General features: G+C 47.3%; 17 protein-coding genes and 8 tRNA genes. 1 reads left to right on the forward strand and 24 read right to left on the reverse strand.

Features of this window, described 5'->3' with window-relative positions; all coding sequences use genetic code 11:
* Window positions 1–29: 29 nt before the first annotated feature.
* From rlpA to miaB, 16 genes are all read right to left on the reverse strand, one after another.
* Window positions 30–1,193 carry an endolytic peptidoglycan transglycosylase RlpA gene (gene rlpA / locus QJR74_RS04735; protein ID WP_304373441.1) on the reverse strand — a complete coding sequence of 388 codons (1,164 nt, stop codon included), beginning with the start codon at window positions 1,191–1,193 and terminating at the stop codon, window positions 30–32.
* A gap of 9 nt (window positions 1,194–1,202) precedes the next feature.
* A complete protein-coding gene (gene mrdB, locus QJR74_RS04740) occupies window positions 1,203–2,261 on the reverse strand; it encodes a peptidoglycan glycosyltransferase MrdB (protein ID WP_441007647.1) in 1,059 nt (352 codons plus the stop codon).
* Between the two features lie 59 nt (window positions 2,262–2,320).
* Entirely contained in the window at window positions 2,321–4,228 is a 1,908-nt protein-coding gene (mrdA, locus tag QJR74_RS04745; RefSeq protein WP_304373442.1) for a peptidoglycan DD-transpeptidase MrdA, read from the reverse strand.
* A 32-nt stretch (window positions 4,229–4,260) separates the two neighbouring features.
* Window positions 4,261–4,731 (reverse strand): 23S rRNA (pseudouridine(1915)-N(3))-methyltransferase RlmH, encoded by a 471-nt coding sequence (gene rlmH / locus QJR74_RS04750; RefSeq protein ID WP_048911754.1) that lies wholly within the window; start codon window positions 4,729–4,731, stop codon window positions 4,261–4,263.
* 3 nt (window positions 4,732–4,734) lie between these two features.
* Window positions 4,735–5,052, reverse strand: a complete 318-nt coding sequence (rsfS, locus tag QJR74_RS04755) for a ribosome silencing factor (protein ID WP_241585365.1) — start codon at window positions 5,050–5,052, stop codon at window positions 4,735–4,737.
* Window positions 5,053–5,144: 92 nt separating this feature from the next.
* The gene (gene nadD, locus QJR74_RS04760) at window positions 5,145–5,789 is read right to left on the reverse strand and encodes a nicotinate-nucleotide adenylyltransferase (RefSeq protein ID WP_304373443.1); all 645 of its coding nucleotides are present in this window, start codon (window positions 5,787–5,789) and stop codon (window positions 5,145–5,147) included.
* Window positions 5,782–6,810, reverse strand: coding sequence for a DNA polymerase III subunit delta (gene holA, locus QJR74_RS04765; protein ID WP_304373444.1), 1,029 nt, complete (start codon window positions 6,808–6,810; stop codon window positions 5,782–5,784). The genes nadD and holA overlap by 8 nt, the downstream gene beginning before the upstream one ends.
* Entirely contained in the window at window positions 6,810–7,427 is a 618-nt protein-coding gene (gene lptE, locus QJR74_RS04770; protein ID WP_304373445.1) for an LPS assembly lipoprotein LptE, read from the reverse strand. Before lptE ends, holA begins: the two co-directional genes overlap by 1 nt.
* A 14-nt stretch (window positions 7,428–7,441) precedes the next feature.
* Complete coding sequence (gene leuS / locus QJR74_RS04775) at window positions 7,442–10,024, reverse strand: leucine--tRNA ligase (RefSeq protein WP_304373446.1); 2,583 nt, start codon at window positions 10,022–10,024, stop codon at window positions 7,442–7,444.
* A 150-nt stretch (window positions 10,025–10,174) separates the two neighbouring features.
* Entirely contained in the window at window positions 10,175–11,707 is a 1,533-nt protein-coding gene (gene lnt, locus QJR74_RS04780; RefSeq protein WP_304373447.1) for an apolipoprotein N-acyltransferase, read from the reverse strand.
* A 5-nt stretch (window positions 11,708–11,712) separates the two neighbouring features.
* Window positions 11,713–12,594 (reverse strand): CNNM family magnesium/cobalt transport protein CorC, encoded by an 882-nt coding sequence (gene corC, locus QJR74_RS04785; protein ID WP_304373448.1) that lies wholly within the window; start codon window positions 12,592–12,594, stop codon window positions 11,713–11,715.
* Window positions 12,595–12,669: 75 nt separating this feature from the next.
* Window positions 12,670–13,146 carry an rRNA maturation RNase YbeY gene (gene ybeY / locus QJR74_RS04790; RefSeq protein ID WP_304373449.1) on the reverse strand — a complete coding sequence of 159 codons (477 nt, stop codon included), beginning with the start codon at window positions 13,144–13,146 and terminating at the stop codon, window positions 12,670–12,672.
* Window positions 13,146–14,195, reverse strand: a complete 1,050-nt coding sequence (locus QJR74_RS04795) for a PhoH family protein (RefSeq protein ID WP_304373450.1) — start codon at window positions 14,193–14,195, stop codon at window positions 13,146–13,148. The genes ybeY and QJR74_RS04795 overlap by 1 nt, the downstream gene beginning before the upstream one ends.
* 209 nt (window positions 14,196–14,404) lie before the next feature.
* Window positions 14,405–14,815 (reverse strand): hydroxyisourate hydrolase, encoded by a 411-nt coding sequence (uraH, locus tag QJR74_RS04800; protein WP_304373451.1) that lies wholly within the window; start codon window positions 14,813–14,815, stop codon window positions 14,405–14,407.
* 263 nt (window positions 14,816–15,078) lie between these two features.
* A complete protein-coding gene (locus QJR74_RS04805) occupies window positions 15,079–15,267 on the reverse strand; it encodes a DUF1737 domain-containing protein (protein ID WP_304373452.1) in 189 nt (62 codons plus the stop codon).
* A 152-nt stretch (window positions 15,268–15,419) separates the two neighbouring features.
* Window positions 15,420–16,844: a tRNA (N6-isopentenyl adenosine(37)-C2)-methylthiotransferase MiaB gene (gene miaB, locus QJR74_RS04810; RefSeq protein ID WP_304373453.1), complete on the reverse strand. Its 1,425-nt coding sequence runs from the start codon at window positions 16,842–16,844 to the stop codon at window positions 15,420–15,422.
* A gap of 173 nt (window positions 16,845–17,017) precedes the next feature.
* Here miaB and ubiF point away from each other — a divergent pair, with 173 nt between their 5' ends.
* Window positions 17,018–18,196 (forward strand): 3-demethoxyubiquinol 3-hydroxylase, encoded by a 1,179-nt coding sequence (gene ubiF, locus QJR74_RS04815; RefSeq protein WP_304373454.1) that lies wholly within the window; start codon window positions 17,018–17,020, stop codon window positions 18,194–18,196.
* Window positions 18,197–18,232: 36 nt separating this feature from the next.
* Here ubiF and QJR74_RS04820 read toward each other — a convergent pair.
* The 8 genes from QJR74_RS04820 to QJR74_RS04855 form a co-directional block, all read right to left on the reverse strand.
* Window positions 18,233–18,307 (reverse strand) — tRNA-Gln (locus QJR74_RS04820).
* 32 nt (window positions 18,308–18,339) lie between these two features.
* Window positions 18,340–18,414, reverse strand: a tRNA-Gln gene (locus QJR74_RS04825).
* 32 nt (window positions 18,415–18,446) lie between these two features.
* A tRNA-Leu gene (locus QJR74_RS04830) sits at window positions 18,447–18,531 on the reverse strand.
* Window positions 18,532–18,539: 8 nt separating this feature from the next.
* Window positions 18,540–18,616 (reverse strand) — tRNA-Met (locus QJR74_RS04835).
* A gap of 23 nt (window positions 18,617–18,639) precedes the next feature.
* A tRNA-Gln gene (locus tag QJR74_RS04840) sits at window positions 18,640–18,714 on the reverse strand.
* A gap of 26 nt (window positions 18,715–18,740) precedes the next feature.
* Window positions 18,741–18,815 (reverse strand) — tRNA-Gln (locus tag QJR74_RS04845).
* Window positions 18,816–18,845: 30 nt separating this feature from the next.
* Window positions 18,846–18,930: transfer RNA gene (locus QJR74_RS04850), tRNA-Leu, on the reverse strand.
* Window positions 18,931–18,938: 8 nt separating this feature from the next.
* A tRNA-Met gene (locus tag QJR74_RS04855) sits at window positions 18,939–19,015 on the reverse strand.
* Between the last annotated feature and the right edge of the window lie 36 nt (window positions 19,016–19,051).

The following is a 19,051-nucleotide window of genomic DNA, read 5'->3' on the forward strand; positions in this document are numbered from 1 at the left end:
ACAGTGTTTAACGGGGAACCTTGAGGGGCTTAATTATTATTGGAAGTAATAAAAGAATTCACATTATCTTGGGCAAGTCGCTGTTGAAGTGCAGTTGCCTCATTGCGGCTACTGAAGCCACCAAGCTGAACGCGATAAACATTACCATTCACCGCTTCAACATGCCCGGCAACATTATAGTGTTGCGCTAATTTCTTCTGTAGCTCGTTTGCACGCTCAGCATTATTCACTGCAGCAACCTGAACCACAAAGCCCTTTCCATTACCGTGGCTTGCTGTGGTGGGTTTTGTTACAGGTGGATTGACGGCTGGTGTCGTATGGGGAGTACTTACGGCAACCGCCGCCGGTGCAGAAGATGCTTGAGGCGTCACTGGGGCTTGTTGATCTTCATCAGACTCTAATACACCACTGCGTAACGGCTGTGGAGCACCTTGTAAACCGTTGGTATGTACTGGGGCACCACTGTCCCCCTGACTTTGTAACTCACTATTGTCCACTGCCCGTACATTGCTTTCGGTGGCAGTGGTTGATGTGGTGACTGGAGGCAATGCTGTACTTCCCGATGAGGAGCTATCCCCCGAAGTCATGCCACCATCAAGATTAGGGCGTGGTGGAAGATCATAGCTCTGTTTTGCTACGCGGGTGCCGATCGTTCCTGGGCCTGATAGTGAGCCATCTGCCGCAACATTGATGACATCGATACGTACTCGACTGTTGTTAGAGGTGTTCAAGCGTGTAGCAGCAGCAGGGGAAAGATCGATGATTCGTCCAGGAATAAATGGACCACGGTCGTTAATCCGGACAACCAGTTGACGATTGTTGGCTAAGTTTGTGACACGGACATAAGAGGGAATCGGTAAAGTAGGATGCGCAGCCGTGAAAGCGTCTGAATCAAACGCTTCACCCGAGGCAGTACGATTTCCTTGTGCATCATCACCATAGATTGAGGCTAAACCAATTTGGCTGAAGTTTTGAGTATCAGTAACAATTTTGTAGCGAATACCATTGACGCTGTAATCATTGTTAGCGGTCGTATTGCGTGGCTCATACTTCGGTTCGATACCGGGTATCTCGACTACCGGTCCATTATAGGCAGGCAGTGGAGGGGCGGTATAATTCTGCTGTGACTGTTCAGATGAACAGGCCGCCAAGATTAATGATGCAAAGCTGATTCCAAGCCATTCCTTTCGCATGTCTGCCTCTTATACGCTTTTAGATAACATTTTTCGATGAGTATGAATTGACATTACAATGCCAAAACCTGCCATAAGCACCACGAGGGCCGAACCGCCGTAGCTAACCAAGGGCAAGGGAACGCCAACCACCGGAAGAATACCACTCACCATACCGATATTGACGAACACATAGACAAATAAGATTAGCATTAATCCTCCGGCCATCACACGGCCAAAGGTGGTTTGCGCGCGAGCCGCAATGATTAAGCCTCGAATAATCAAGAGTAAATAAAGCGCGAGTAAACCGAGTACGCCAATGAGTCCTAACTCTTCAGCCAAGACGGCGAAAATAAAGTCTGTGTGGCGCTCGGGTAAAAACTCAAGCTGTGACTGGGTACCGTGTAACCAGCCTTTCCCTCGTAGACCACCAGAGCCGATTGCAATTTTCGATTGAATAATATGATAGCCAGCACCCAGTGGATCGCTTTCTGGATTTAACAGCATCATAACGCGATCACGCTGATAATCATGCATTAAGAAGAACCATAAAATAGGAATAAATGCGGCAAGTAGCAGCACCGCTATACCAATCAATCGCCAGCTCATTCCCGCAAGGAAGAGAACGAAAATGCCTGAGGCAGCGATCAAAATAGCCGTTCCTAAATCTGGCTGTGCGGCCACTAATAAGGTGGGGAGCGCAATTAAGACTAATGCAATCCCCGTATTTTTTAGTGAGGGCGGGCAGACATCACGGTTAATAAAACGAGCAACCATTAAAGGCACTGCAATTTTCGCGATCTCTGATGGTTGAAAACGAATGACCCCTAGGTCAAGCCAACGTTGCGCCCCTTTACTAATGTGGCCAAACGCATCGACGGCAATGAGTAAAACAACGCTTAAAATGTAGAGATAGGGTGCCCAACTCTCATAAACACGCGGTGGGATCTGCGCTAAGGTCAGCATTAGCGCTAAGCCCATACCAATCTGACCAATTTTACGTTCCATCATTCCGGGGTCTTGGCCACTGGCGCTCCAGATAATAAATCCGCTGTAAGTGAGAAGCGTCAGGATAATAATCATAAACATGGGGTCAACGTGGATACGAGTCCAGATTGATTGTTTTTGTGCATGGTTACTCATTGGCATTACTCATCACCTTCATAGCCTGAAGGCAGGGGAGCCTCTGGCGATAATTGGGTATTATTGTCACCTAACATAATGTGGTCCAAAATTTGGCGCATAATGGTACCGACTGCTGCGCCGGAACCACCATTTTCTAAAATCATTGTGATGGCCACACGGGGATTATCATAGGGGGCGAAAGCGGTCATCAGCTTATGGTCACGCAAACGCTCAGAAATCTTTTGTGCATTATAGGTCTCGTTGGCTTTCAGTCCGTATACTTGAGCGGTACCTGACTTCGCAGCAATTTTATACGGGGCGCTAATAAAACTTTTATGCGCCGTTCCATTAGGCCGGTTAGCAACACCATACATTCCATCTTTAGCAATTTCCCAATAACCAGAATGCACATCGCCGATAGTGTCTGGAGCGGGCGGTTGATAGGGGTGGCTGGTACCTGACCGATTTGCCGACAATAATAAATGAGGCACTTTCAGTTCACCATCATTGATTAATGTCATCAATGCTTTATTCATTTGTAGTGGCGTTGCTGTCCAATAGCCTTGGCCGATTCCTACTGGGATTGTGTCACCTTGATACCAAGGTTTTTTGAAGCGATTCAACTTCCACTCCCGTGTTGGCATATTACCTGCGCTCTCTTGAGGGAGGTCAATCCCGGTTCGTTGACCATATCCAAATTTCGTCATCCATTCAGATAGACGGTCAATTCCTAAATCAAAGGCGACTTGGTAGAAAAAGGTATCCGCCGATTCTTCGAGCGACTTTGTCACATTAAGGCGTCCATGGCCCCATTTTTTCCAATCGCGAAAACGTTTCTCACTTCCCGGTAATTGCCACCACCCAGGATCGAATAGACTGGTATTTTTAGTAATGACCCCAGCGCTTAACGCCGAAACCGCGACAAATGGTTTTACGGTTGAAGCTGGCGGATAGGCTGCTTGAATGGCACGGTTGTACAATGGACGGTCTGGATTGGTCAATAATTCTTTATAATCTTTACTTGAAATGCCTTCCACGAACAAGTTGGGATCGTAGCTGGGCATCGACACCATAGCGAGAATTTCGCCATTGCGAGGGTCACTGACGACTACTGCTGCGCGGCTTCCTGCCAATAAGGTTTCGATATATTGTTGTAAGCCCAAATCCAGTGTGAGCGTAATATCTTCACCGGCTTGCGGGGTAACTTCATTCAGCTGCCGGACGACGCGACCACGGTTATTTACCTCAACCTCTTCATACCCGGTGTTACCATGCAAGGTATCCTCATAATAGGCTTCAACACCCAGTTTACCGATATCGTGGCTGGCACTGTAATTACCTGCTTTTTGCTCACGGGTTAAACGAGCCATATCTCGGTCATTAATTTTGGAAACATAACCAACGATATGAGTGAGGCTAGCGCCGTATGGGTAATAACGTCGCTGATAGCCCTTGATTTCGACGCCAGGAAAACGATATTGATTCACGGCAAAACGGGCAATTTGCTCGTCATTTAATTCGCTTTTAAGCACGACAGAAGTGAAGCGGCGGGCTTGCTTACGCTCCTTTTCGAAAGCTTGTATTTCTTCATCGGTCAACGATAAGACGGGTTTTAATGCTTCGAGTGTTTGTCTTAAGTTACCCACCTTAGCGGGTAATATTTCTGCTTGGTAGATGGTGCGATTCAGTGCGAGCGCAACCCCATTACGGTCGTAAATGATACCGCGACTTGGGGCGATGGGAACTAATTTAATACGATTCTGGTTAGAGCGGGTACGGTAGTCATCATAGTTAATGATTTGGAGATGACACATATTGGCAATAAGAATGGAGAGTAATAGAAAAACACCCACAAGTGCGATGGCGGCCCGTTTCACAAATAATTTTTGTTCAGCGCTATAATCGCGGAAAGCGTAGGCGGTCAATTTCATGCAAGTGTTTTCTACTTATTCAAGGTCGAGAGTTATTCGCGATGGTAAGGATGGTTAGTCGTAATACTCCAAGCGCGATAGAGGCTTTCAGCAACCAATACTCTGACTAATGGATGGGGTAAGGTCAATGGTGAGAGTGACCAACTTTGATCTGCCGCAGCTTTACACGCTGGGGCAAGCCCCTCTGGCCCACCAATGAGTAGACTGACATCTCGTCCGTCCTGCTTCCAACGATCAAGCTGTTGGGCAAGAACTGGCGTTTCCCATGGGGTTCCAGGAATGTCCAACGTCACGATCCGGTTACCTTTACCCACTACAGCTAACATCGCCTCACCTTCTTTTTCAAGGATCCGCTTAATATCAGCGTTCTTTCCTCGCTTCCCTGCGGGGATTTCGATTAGCTCAAAAGGCATATCGCGCGGGAAACGACGTAAATAATCCATGAAGCCGGTTTGTACCCAATCGGGCATTTTAGTGCCTACGGCGATGAGCTGTAATTTCACTCATTAACTCCAGAGTTTCTCAAGCTCATAAAGCTGACGAGCTTCTTCTTCCATAATGTGAACAATAACTTCACCTAAATCGACCACGACCCAATCACCAGAAACTTTACCTTCTGTACCCATCGGCTGTAAGCCAGCGAGTTTAGCTTCTTGTTTAAGATGATCCGCGATAGACATGACATGGCGAGAAGAGGTCCCGGTACAGATCACCATACAATCAGTGATACTGGATTTACCGTGAACATTAATAGAAATTATGTTTTGTGCTTTAAGATCGTCAACTTTGTCGACAACGAAAGCTTGGAGTGCTTGGCCTTGCAAAAGCTTCACCTTCGGTAATGATGGTTATAAAGTAAAATCCCTAGACATTAACATGGCGATGACTAGGGGTTGAGGCCTATTGTACCACGCTGTCAACGGGGGCGATATAAGCCTGTTTCAGCGATGTATTGAATGACCGCTTCGGGAAGTAAATCCTGACACGATAAGCCATGATGCAAGCGTCGACGAATGTCGGTTGCAGAGATGGTATATAACGAAGTATCTGCGAGAAATATCCCCCCGCATGGCCTGCTATGTAAGCTGGGTGCATCGGCGAGATGGCGTGTAATCCATGACTGAACTTTTGTCTCAGCGTGTTGGCTGGAGTACCCAGGTCGCTGTGCCACAACGAGATGACAATAATCCAAAATTTCTTGCCATCTTTCCCATTTGTTGAGATTGAGTAACGAGTCTTGACCAATAATAAATGCTAAAGGGGCATTTTCCCCAACCTCTGCGCGAAGCAGCATTAGCGTATCAATAGTCCATGACGGGGTATCTCGCTCAAGTTCTCGGCAGTCAATTGAAAATAGGGGGTCGTCTTGTATTGCCCTTTTGATTAATTCTACACGCTGTGTGGCACTCGCTTCGGGTTGGGGGCGATGGGGCGGCACATTATTGGGCATTAGTGTGATATTTTTGAGTTGCAGCAGTGTGGCGATTTCGCGTGCGCAATTCAAATGACCGTTATGGATTGGGTCAAAGGTTCCCCCAAACCATGCAGAGAGCTTAGACATGATAGAGTCCTATAGGAAACTGAGGTTGGCAAATGAGTACGCTTAAGGCATTTAATGCTGGCCAACACTCGGTAGAAAAATCTTTTTTCACTGCGATTTCCAATGAAGCTAAATGATGGACGATATGACGTAAGCGTACCCGATCAAGTCGCTGTAAAGCATTAGTATAGAGCTGACGTTTATTTTGCCAAACGCGTAGCTTATCCATGACTGCACGACGCGCATCCGCCGCGGTTGAGGAGATTTCCAGTAGGGTCATGATTTCTCGTTGCAGCGTTCTAATAAGGATAATGGGTTCCTGATCTTCCGACTGTAACTGCTGTAAAACGTGTAGGGCACGTTTACTCTTTCCTGCCAATAAGGCATCTATCCAATGATAGGGAGTGAAAATAGCCGCATCATAAACAGCTTCTTCTACTCTTGGCAAAGTCAGCACACCATCTGGCCACAATAATGACAGACGCTCTAAGGCTTGGGATAAGGCTAACAAGTTACCTTCATAATAATAACAAAGGAGACGTAACGCTGGCTCGTCAAGGGTTAATGACATGGCACGACACCGTTGCTGAACCCAACGTGGTAATTGTTGGTGATCGGGGGTAGTGCAGGTAACAAGTAGGCCGTTCTTAATCAGTGCTTTGTACCATGCACTGTTTTCTTGCGCCTTAGTTATTTTCGGCGCATGGATGATGAGTATTAAGTCGTTGTGAACTAAGGTAATAAGCTGTTCAAGATGACCGGCCTGTGCAGCATTCGGGCCATTTTCTGCCAGCTGTAATATAAATACTTGTCGCTGACTAAATAGGCTCATGGCTTGGCATTCACTAAAGAGTAAATCCCAATCAGTATGTTGATCTATCGAAAATGAGTGATGCTCAGTAAAGTCGTGCGAACGCGCGGCAATCAAAATGGATTGCTGACTCTCTTGGTGCAGAAGGGGATCGCTACCGACGACTAAATAGTAACGGCGCAACCCGTTATTGAGTTGCGCCGAAAGTTGCTCGGGGAACACTCTGGTCATTAGTTACCGAGCGCTACACCAGCATTGCTGCTTTGTTCTGAAGTACTAGTAATGACTTCAGGTTGCCCTAAAGCGGCGGCGGGAGCCGCAGGGGCAGTCCCGTTTATTTGTTGCTCTGCAGCATGAACTGCCAACAATTGACGTACCAATTGTTCAGATGCTCTGACACGCATTTCTTGACTGATCATACTTTGCTCTGAATCTGCGGCAAGCGGGTTACCTGAGTTATCAAAATAAGAACGATAAACGGTCGTGTGCAGTGGGAAGATTCCTTTACCAGGAATTAAAATTTGACCAGTGATCGTCATCACTAATTGATATTCCGCCCGGCTACCATCTAGAAACACAGAGGCTGTATCACGGTGATTGTTCTCACCTTCTAAGCGTAATGTAGGAACATTCACGCGCTGCGTAGCAGAATCTTCAACCAGTTTTATCCCGCTTAAACGTAATTGTTGACGTACAGCACGCGCGAGAGGGCCATAAGGATCATCACTCGTTAGGATCATCGTTTTCATTTCCGTAGGAAGTTTAGTGTTCCCGCGCGTATGAAAACCACAACCTGCGGTGCTAAGCACCGCAGTTACCATCATTAGGCAGAGTATAAAATGTCGCACATTTACCTCCGGGATTACCCGATCACTAGGTTTAACAGCTTGCCAGGGACAAAAATGGCTTTACGAATGGTCGCACCGTCTAAATATTTCGCGACCAAATGTTCCTCTGCAGCAAGGGCTTGTACTTGCTCTTGTGTGGCATCGGCGGCGACATTAATTTTGGCACGTACTTTGCCATTAATCTGAATCACCATCACGACACTATCCTCAACCATAGCGTCTTCATCAGCGACTGGCCATTGTGCTTCATCAATAGCTGTGGTTTGGCCCAAAGCTTCCCACAGTACGAAGCAGGCATGCGGCGTAAAGGGGTAGAGTAGGCGCACAACAGCGTTTAATGCTTCGTCCATCAACGCACGATCTTGCTCACTCTCTTGTGAAGCACGAGTAAGCTTGTTCATTAATTCCATCACCGCAGCGATTGCTGTGTTGAACGTTTGGCGACGCCCCACGTCGTCAGACACTTTAGCGATGGTTTTGTGCACTTCGCGGCGTAGTGATTTTTGTGCCTCATTTAGCGCATCAACATTTAAGGTTGCGGTAGCCCCTTTGCTGGTGTGCTCGTGCACTAAACGCCAAACACGTTTAAGGAAGCGATTAGCGCCTTCAACGCCAGATTCTTGCCATTCCAACGTCATCTCTGCAGGTGAGGCAAACATCATAAACAGACGCACGGTATCTGCGCCGTAACGTTCAACCATCAATTGTGGGTCGATACCGTTATTCTTCGACTTGGACATTTTGCTCATGCCCGCATAGATCACTTCACGACCAGTATTATCAGTCGCTTTAGTGACACGGCCTTTTTCATCGCGTTCAACGGTTACTTCGACAGGGGAGACCCAATTACGCTCACCATTTGCGCCAAGATAATAATAGGCATCCGCTAGCACCATACCTTGGCAAAGAAGGCGTTTCGCTGGCTCATTGGAATTTACTAAGCCTGCATCACGTAATAACTTGTGGAAGAAACGGAAATACATCAAGTGCATGATGGCATGTTCGATCCCCCCAATATATTGGTCAACCGGTAGCCAGTAGTTAGCTGCTGCCGGGTCGAGCATCCCTTTATCGTAGTTTGTGCAGGTATATCGAGCATAATACCAAGATGATTCCATAAAGGTATCAAAGGTATCTGTTTCGCGTAAGGCCGGCTGACCGTTAACCGTTGTTTTCGCCCACTCTGGGTCGGCTTTAATTGGACTGGTGATACCGTCCATGACAACGTCTTCAGGCAGTAAGACCGGTAGTTGGTCTTCTGGTGTTGGAACTACCGTACCATCTTCCAGTGTGACCATCGGGATAGGTGCACCCCAGTAGCGTTGGCGGGAAACACCCCAGTCACGCAGACGGTAATTAACTTTACGAACTCCTACGCCTTTTGCGGCGAGCGCCTCAGCAATCGCGTTGAAGCCTGCAGTATGGTCGAGTCCATCAAACTCACCAGAATTAATTAAGCGACCTTTGTAAGTCATCGCCTCGTGGCTGACATCAGGGACATTGCCTTCTTCGTCACAGACCACCGGTTTAATGGTTAATTGATATTTGCTGGCAAATTCCCAATCACGTTGGTCGTGAGCAGGAACAGCCATGACTGCGCCTGTACCGTATTCCATTAAGACAAAGTTAGCGACCCATAATGGTAATTTCTCACCCGTAAGAGGGTGAATAACATGGAAGCAGGTTGGGTGCCCTTTTTTCTCCATAGTGGCCATCTCAGCTTCGGCAACTTTGGTATTACGACACTCTTCGATAAAGGCAGCTAAAGCAGGATCTTGTGCCGCCGCTTCTTGAGCTAATGGGTGGCCCGCTGCGACAGCAACGTAGGTTGCTCCCATAAAGGTATCTGGGCGAGTAGTATAGACGGTCAAGGTATCAGTACGATCAGCGACAGCAAAGGTAATTTCCACTCCTTCGGAACGACCAATCCAGTTACGCTGCATGGTTTTAACCTGTTCAGGCCAACCTTCTAACGTATCAAGATCGTTAAGTAGCTCTTCTGCATAATCGGTGATTTTGATAAACCATTGCGGGATCTCTTTACGCTCAACTTTACTGTCGCAACGCCAGCAGCATCCATCTACCACTTGCTCATTTGCTAAGACGGTTTGGTCATTCGGACACCAGTTAACCGCGGAGGTTTTTTTGTAAACTAAGCCTTTCTCATAAAGCTTGGTGAAGAACCATTGTTCCCAACGGTAATATTCTGGCTGACAGGTCGCTAATTCGCGGCTCCAATCGTAACCAAAGCCCAGTAATTTTAACTGGTTCTTCATGTAATCGATATTTTCATAAGTCCAAGGCGCGGGGGCGGTATTGTTTTTAACCGCAGCACCTTCAGCCGGAAGGCCAAAAGCATCCCAACCAATAGGTTGAAGGACGTTTTTACCTTGGAGACGTTGATAACGGGCGATCACATCACCAATGGTGTAGTTACGCACGTGCCCCATGTGGAGTCGGCCAGAAGGATAGGGAAGCATCGATAGGCAGTAATATTTTTCTTTACCTTCTTGTTCTGTCACTTTGAAGGTTTCTTTTTCATCCCAATGGGCTTGAACGTGTGATTCTATCTCTTCCGGGCGGTATTGCTCTTGCATGGCGGCCAGTGATCCTTATTAATAAGCGCGGGGCTTGATACAATGACTTTACTTAGATCCGCATAGCATACCCATAAGGCTGCCGCGCAACAACTGCCAATTCTTGTAAGTCGTCATTTGTCGAGGGGAGAGCCTCCGAAGAGGCTCCCATTAGTGGGGCTTTTTACGCCGTTTAAGAGCGACGATAGCGCTAAGTAAGCTGATGACCCAAATGGTGATATTACCGGTCAAAGCATAAGGTGTCGCACCGCGTGTAGGCGTAATGTCTGCGGTAAGCACGTTAGGCTGGAACTGCGGCAATTGTTTGACCACCTCGCCATTTGACGCGATCACCGCGGTAATACCATTGTTGGTATCGCGTAACAGAGGTTTACCTAGTTCAAGCGCTCTCATCCTGGCCATCTGAAAATGCTGCCAAGGGCCAATCGAGTGGCCGAACCATGCATCATTAGAGACGGTCAGGAGAAAATCGGTATCTGGACGGAGGTTATCGCGTACCTGCTGACCTAAGACAATTTCGTAGCAGATTGCGGTGGTCAGCTGGTATCCCCCAAGATAGAGCGGGGATTGCGAGTAGGCGCCTCGACTAAAGCCAGACATCGGTAAATCGAAGAAGGGGGCAAGGGGCCGTAACAGTGAGGCCAAAGGAACGAATTCACCGAACGGAACGAGATGGTTCTTCTGATAGCGGTCAGGACTGTAATAGCTATAGGGCGATTGATTGCCTAAGGTAATGACCGTATTGAAATCATGATAACGGTTATCGGACATTAAACGTGAATCCACGATTCCTGTCGCTAATAAGCTCCCTCCTTGACGGAGTTCATCATCGAGTTGCTGTAAAAACGCTTGCTGATTACTTTCTAAATCGCTAATAGCCGACTCAGGCCAGATAATGAGTTTTGCATGACCAATTTGCGGTGCGGTTAAGCGAGTATAAGTCTGTAAGCTACGCGAAAGCTGCTGGGGATCCCATTTCATACTCTGAGCGATATCACCTTGTACTAAGGCGACGGTGGTTTTACGTTCAGGCTGTTCGTGGACCCAATGAATGTAGCGCAGCGGCCAACAAACGAGTAGTACGCCTACCGCCGCAATAAGGTAACGGATACGGCGTTGTTGGAGTGCGAGGACCAGTGCACCAGCAATCACCATCAACAGGAAGTTGATCGTTTCAACCCCAGCGAGAGGTGCAATACCTTTAAGTGGGCCATCAATTTGACTATAGCCAAATTGTAGCCAAGGGAAGCCCGTAAGTACCCAGCCACGTAAAAACTCCGTCACTTGCCATAATGCCGGCGCGGCCAATAGTAGGCGCGTGCTATTGGCTTTGGGCCAGAAGCGGTTTATGACTAAAGCGAAGAGTAAGGTAAAGAGCGATAGCCAAGCGGCTAACAGTATCACTAAAAAGACATTAACAGGGCCAGGCATCCCTCCGAACGTCGCAATACTGACATAGACCCAGTTAATTCCGCTACCGAATAACCCCATGCCCCAGCAATAACCAATTGCGGCAGCTTGTCCGGTTTTACGGTGAGTGGTAAGCCATTGCAACCCAAATAATGAAACGAGGGCAGCAGGCCAGAAATCAAAAGGGGAAAAAGCAAGGGTGCCAACGGCACCCGTAACTAGAGCAAGGAGAAGACGAATCGATTGTCTATCGATAAATTTACTGACTGCCATAAGCATTAGTCGTCGCTAAGAGTAATAGGGGGGGCATCCTCAGGAATGCGGACATGCACTTGAATGATACGACGACGATCGGCTACGGCGACTTTGAATTGGTAGCCGTCAATCGTGATACTCTCACCACGAGCGGGAAGGTGACCAAAGCTTTGCATCACGAGCCCTCCTACAGTATCCACTTCGTCATCGCTGAAAGTAGTATCGAATTGCTGATTAAAGTCGTCGATGGACATAAGCGCTCTTACCGTATAAGTGTGGCGACTGAGCTGACGGACATCAGCATCTTCGATGTCATCATATTCATCTTCAATCTCACCCACGATAAGCTCTAGGATATCCTCAATCGTTACCAGACCGGCGACACCGCCGAATTCATCGATGACAATAGCCATGTGATAGCGTTGTGAACGAAACTCTTTCAACATGCGGTCAACACGTTTACTTTCTGGAACGACGACCACAGGGCGAAGCACCTTCTCGATGCTAAAGGCTTCGGCATCGCTGCGCATGAAAGGCAGCAGATCTTTGGCCATTAAGATGCCTTCAACGTGGTCTTTATCCTCGCTGATGACAGGAAAACGAGAGTGCGCAGTATCAACAATGATATCCAAGCAGCTATCTAGTGTTTGATCACGTTTTAGTGTGACCATTTGTGAGCGAGGGATCATGATATCCCGAACCCGTTGCTGCGCGATATCCATCACGCCTTCGATCATGTCACGGGTATCTTCATCAATCAGATCTTTTTGTTCTGAATCTCGGATCAGTTCTAGCAATTCATCACGGTTTTTCGGTTCACCATGAAAAAGCTGATTGAGGAGTAATGAAAAAAATCCTTTTTTATTACTAGGGGTATCATTATTTTGAGAATGGTCGTCGCTCATGGCGGTTTTATTTAGATCTCTCGTTAAGTAAAATTTGGTGGCAAGGACAACGACACTTACCACCTCTTACAGCTTCTAGGCTTCTTTTTCAGAAATGTACGGATCAGTGTAACCCAGCGCAAGCATTATCTCGGTTTCCAAGGCTTCCATCTCTTCCGCCTCTTCATCGACAATATGGTCGTAACCCAGCAAATGTAGGCTACCATGGATCACCATATGTGCCCAATGCGCTTCAAGCGTTTTGTGCTGCTCCACCGCTTCTTGTTCAACAACTTGGCGGCAGATGATCAAATCGCCTAATAGCGGAAAGTCTTCAATGCCGGGTGGGGCCTCAAAAGGAAAGGATAGCACATTTGTCGGTTTATCCTTACCTCGCCAAGTATGGTTTAATTCATGGCTTTCTGCCTCGTCCACTAAACGGATAGTGACTTCACTCACTGGCTGAAACGGGCTGACAGCGGCAGTCAGCCAGCGATGAAATTGTGCCTCAGTCGGCAAACCTTCTACTGAGGCGCATACATTCTGTAGATCTAAAATAACGTCTTGTTCCATTAGTTTTCCTGAAGAGGGGCTTGTGCTTCACGCTTTCTTTCTTCCGCGCGTTCGGCACGGCGTTGCTGATCGGCTTCTTCCCATGCTTCATAGGCGGTCACGATACGTGCTACGACGGGATGCCGCACGACATCTTCACTATGGAAAAAGTTAAAGCTTAATTCCTTAACCTCTGATAGCACTTCAATAGCATGTTTTAAACCGGACTTAGCATTACGCGGTAGGTCAATCTGGGTGATATCTCCGGTGATGACCGCCTTAGAATTGAAGCCAATCCGCGTCAAGAACATTTTCATTTGCTCGATAGTGGTGTTTTGACTTTCATCCAAAATAATAAATGCATCGTTCAGCGTACGTCCGCGCATGTAGGCGAGGGGAGCGACTTCAATCACATTACGTTCGATTAACTTTTCGACACGTTCGAAGCCAAGCATTTCGAAGAGTGCATCATACAGGGGACGTAAGTAAGGATCGACCTTTTGACTCAAATCCCCTGGTAAAAAGCCGAGTTTTTCTCCTGCCTCTACCGCGGGGCGGGTGAGCAAAATACGCCGAATTTCTTGCTTTTCTAGCGCATCGACAGCGGCTGCAACAGCAAGGTAGGTTTTTCCCGTACCGGCTGGACCAATCCCGAAGGTAATATCGTGACCAAAAATATTGGCGAGATATTGAGCTTGATTAGGTGTGCGCGGTTTAATCACGCCACGACGTGTCTGAATATTAATGGCTTTACCAAAGTTAGGGACGCTATCGGCAGTCTGTTCTAGTACGCCACTCTCTTTAATCGCCAGATGGATATTCTCAGGTAAAATATCTTTAGTTTGACCGCGAACCGGTGCGGTATCGACGTAAAGATCTTTTAAGATATTTTCTGCTGCCGCGACGATTTGCCCACGACCGGCGAGTTTGAATTGATTATCGCGACGATTAATTTCGAGACCTAATCGGCGCTCAATGTGTTTCAGATTGTCATCAAAAGGCCCACAAAGGCTGAGTAAGCGCTGATTGTCGGCAGGTTCAAGTGTGATTTCACGGGTTTCAATAGTCAAATTTGTCCTCTTTTATCACTTGGGTCGATCGGTTACCGACGGTTGGAATGAAGCATAATAAGTAAGATTATTTATGCTGTGTGCATCGGATGCAAGCTATCTCCCAGAAGTGGGGGCACAATCTGTAAAAACAAGGTGAACCCTATTTCTGGCGTTCACCGCAGCGGCACTGGGGTAGCTATTCACTTTATTGGTGAAGCCTAGAAACCTTAATTTCCCCGATAGGTCGAGTAACCATACTGACTTAATAATAGAGGGATGTGGAGCTTTTCATTTTCCTGTGAGACGCTGAAAATGACTGGGATTTCAGGGAAGAAACTTGATTGCTTATGTTTCGTAAAGTAGTCCCCAGTTTCAAAAGTGACTTTGTAGACGCCTTTATCCATTGCAGAATCCTGCGGATACAGAGATTTGATACGGCCATTACTGTCGGTTTGAGCGGTTGCTAATTTCTGCCAACCTGTGTCAGTTTTCTTTTCGAGGATGACAGTGACCTCTGCAGAGGGTTTACCGGTTTGCTGGTTAAGAATATGTACGCTTAATGTTCCCTCAGGGGCCGCCATAGCGGCAGGCAACCAAGCTAAACAGAGTATTGGCATTAACGATGCTATAACTTTCATATGAGCCTCATAATGAAAAATAGGGTTTCTCCATTAGCATAGCGTTGAATAGCGGAGTCGTAAGGCATAGATTGCTTTTTCGTGACCTATTCATCATTTACCTTCCTCAACGCTGAGTTTTAGTATGCTTTCCCTAAGCATCGAGAGAGATTTTTATCTGCTTTTTTTAGGCGTTGAAGAGTAAGTCTACGCCTCTCGCAACGAGGATTAAACTTTATAGTGATTTAGACGGTAAATCGTCAGTAACACCCTATTGTAGAGGGTTAGGGGGCTTTGAGGATGATAGCTTGTGCAGCCATCATACATTGCTTTGCTGGGTCCCAGGCAAGGCAGGGAGAGCCATAGAGGACGTAGCCATTATCTAACATTTCAGATACTCGGCGACAAAAGCTGGCATCGTCGGGGCCGGTGAGAAGTCGATATTGCGGTAGTGGGCTGTCTTGTTCAGTCATTGTAGGTCCTTAATCTCGGTTAGGTTTACAAATTGATGACCACAGATACAAGAGTCAAGGGCATTAAAAAGCCCTGACTATCACAGGGCTTTATAAAGATGAGCCAATAAAACGTATTTCTTTCTATTAGCAACGAGTATTCAGACGAAGGATCAGGGCTGGAACACTCCTACGCCAAGCTCATTTTCTTTACGGGTACGGGCGATAACGGAAGCAGGGCTTTCAACGACACGCAGTCCCATCTCATCTTCTGTACGCACAACTTTACCGCGTAATGAGTTAGGCAGCACATCGGTGACTTCGATATCGACGAATTTACCAACCATATCTGGTGTTCCTTCAAAGTTCACTACACGGTTATTTTCGGTACGCCCTGAAAGTTCCATCACATTTTTACGCGACGTACCTTCTACTAAGACGCGTTGTTCCGTGCCCAACATACGACGGCTCCACGCCTGCGCTTGCTGATTAATACGATCTTGTAGGATATAAAGACGCTGTTTTTTCTCTTCATCGCTAACATCGTCAGGCAGGTCTGCAGCCGGGGTTCCTGGGCGAGCAGAATAGATAAAGCTGAAGCTCATGTCGAAGTTGACATCAGCAATTAACTTCATGGTCTGTTCGAAGTCTTCTTGTGTCTCACCAGGGAAGCCGATGATAAAATCGGAGCTGATCTGGATATTCGGACGTGCAGCACGAAGCTTACGAATAATAGCTTTAAACTCCAAGCCAGTATGCGCGCGCTTCATCAACATTAAAATACGGTCAGCCCCGCTTTGTACTGGTAAGTGCAGGAAGCTGACTAATTCTGGCGTATCGCGATAAACATCGATGATATCGTCAGTAAATTCGATAGGATGGCTGGTGGTGAAACGGATCCGGTCGATACCGTCAATGGCGGCTACTAATCGGATTAATTCAGCAAAGGTACAAATTGCACCATCATAATGTTCACCGCGATAGGCGTTCACGTTTTGTCCCAGAAGATTAACTTCACGAACACCTTGCGCCGCCAACTGGGCAATTTCAAACAGGATATCATCGCAAGGACGACTGACTTCTTCACCGCGGGTATAGGGCACAACACAGAAGGTACAATATTTATTACAGCCTTCCATAATTGATACAAAGGCAGTAGGGCCTTCAGCTCGTGGTTCTGGCAGGCGGTCGAACTTCTCGATTTCTGGGAAGCTGATATCAACGACCGGGCTCTTGTTTCCCCGCACGCTATTGATCATCTCTGGCAACCGATGCAAGGTTTGTGGGCCAAAAACAATATCAACATAGTGCGCACGTTGACGAATATGATCACCTTCTTGTGAGGCGACGCAACCGCCCACACCAATGATCAGTTCAGGATTACGCTCTTTTAAGGCTCTCCAACGACCAAGTTGGTGGAATACCTTCTCTTGGGCTTTTTCGCGAATGGAGCAGGTGTTAAGGAGTAACACATCTGCTTCTTCAGCATTTTCGGTTAAAGAAAAACCATGAGTACTGTTAAGGAGATCTGCCATTTTGGATGAATCGTATTCGTTCATCTGGCAGCCCCAGGTCTTAATATGTAATTTTTTCGTCATCGAACGGGCCATTGATTTAGTGCAAGGATCGGCTAGGCACATATTGTAATGCTTTGCTGCTGTTGTGACCAGTATAACGGATAATCTGTTTACCATGAAAATTACGGTACACTATAGAGATTAACTTACTTTTACTAAGCGCGAAGAAAGCGTTTCGTTGTAGAGGATATGCTATGCAGACAGCGCATTTTGATGTGGTAATCAACGGGGGAGGCATGGTTGGCGCTGCTTTAGCCTGTGGCTTAAGGCAACAAAACTTTAGTGTGGCCGTGATCGAACGCCGTGAGCCTGAACCCTATGATCCTTCCTCTCAGCCTGATGTAAGAATTTCTGCTATCAGTCGAACCTCTGTTGCCTTGCTGCAAGAGATTGGGGCTTGGTCAGAGATTCTGTCTAGGCGTTGTGCTCCTTACCGTCAATTAGAAACGTGGGAATGGCAAAGCGCTAAAACAGAATTTAGTGCGGCGCTTCTTAACTTGCCCGAATTGGGCTTTATGGTTGAGAACCAAGTATTGCAGCGGGTACTGTGGGAGCGGATGCAAGCCTTAGAAGTAACATTATTCTCCCCCGCGGCGCTCGATACCATGACCTATCTTCCTGATCAGGAAACCTGGGCTGTGACCTTAGATCAAGGCACTGAGATTAGCTGTTCGTTGTTAGTTGGAGCGGATGGCGCGCATTCTCAAGTTAGACAAGGCGCAGGTATTGGTATTCAAGGGTGGGATTATCAGCAAGCTTGCATGCTGATTTCGGTGGAGTGCGAAAATGATCCTGGAGATACGACTTGGCAACAGTTTACGCCGCACGGCCCTCGGGCTTTTTTACCCCTTTACGATCACTATGCATCGTTAGTGTGGTACGACAGTCCCGCGCGCATCGCACAACTAAATAAACTTACCCCAACACAATTAGATCAAGAGATCGTCCAGCACTTTCCCGCTTGTGTTGGAAAAGTGAAGACCTTACGCAGCGGTGCTTTTCCTTTAACTCGTCGGCATGCAACAGCCTATGTTAAATCAGGTATTGCATTAGTGGGAGATGCGGCTCACACCATTAACCCTTTAGCGGGACAGGGAGTTAACCTCGGCTATCGAGACGTGGATGCTCTGATTGATGTATTGGTTGCCGCGCGCCGTGCGACACTACCTTGGTGGCGGGTTGAGACATTAAAGCGTTATCAGCGCAAGCGCCACGCTGACAATTTGGTTATGCAAACAGGTATGGATCTATTTTATTTTGCCTTCAGCAACCAACATGCGCCATTAGAAATCATAAGGAATGTGGGTTTGATGGCTGCGCAACGTGGGGGATGGTTAAAACGTAAAGCCCTAAGTTATGCGTTAGGTTTATAAAAGCGATTAAACGTCAGCGAGAGTTGGCGTTTTTTTTGGCTGGGATACCTGGATTCGAACCAGGGAATGCCGGTATCAAAAACCGGTGCCTTACCGCTTGGCGATATCCCAATAGAATTTGATAGGGGGAGAGAAAAAATGAATGGCTGGGATACCTGGATTCGAACCAGGGAATGCCGGTATCAAAAACCGGTGCCTTACCGCTTGGCGATATCCCAATTGGATTCATTACAACTATTGGTATGTAAAATGGTGCGGAAGGCGAGACTTGAACTCGCACACCTTGCGGCGCCAGAACCTAAATCTGGTGCGTCTACCAATTTCGCCACTTCCGCATTAAAGATGGTGGCTACGACGGGAATCGAACCTGTGACCCCAGCATTATGAGTGCTGTGCTCTAACCAGCTGAGCTACGTAGCCTTTAATCAGTGCTATACAGTCGATGGCTGGGATACCTGGATTCGAACCAGGGAATGCCGGTATCAAAAACCGGTGCCTTACCGCTTGGCGATATCCCAATTTCGATAGTCTGTAAAACATTGATTGGCTGGGATACCTGGATTCGAACCAGGGAATGCCGGTATCAAAAACCGGTGCCTTACCGCTTGGCGATATCCCAACATGCTTCGCTTCTTAAGATAGTACAAAATGGTGCGGAAGGCGAGACTTGAACTCGCACACCTTGCGGCGCCAGAACCTAAATCTGGTGCGTCTACCAATTTCGCCACTTCCGCATTAAAGATGGTGGCTACGACGGGAATCGAACCTGTGACCCCAGCATTATGAGTGCTGTGCTCTAACCAGCTGAGCTACGTAGCCATCTTTATTCTTTTGCGCTACCTTTGTCGGCGTTGC

Source organism: Tatumella ptyseos (genome assembly GCF_030552895.1).
GTDB classification, from domain to species: domain Bacteria; phylum Pseudomonadota; class Gammaproteobacteria; order Enterobacterales; family Enterobacteriaceae; genus Rosenbergiella; species Rosenbergiella ptyseos_A.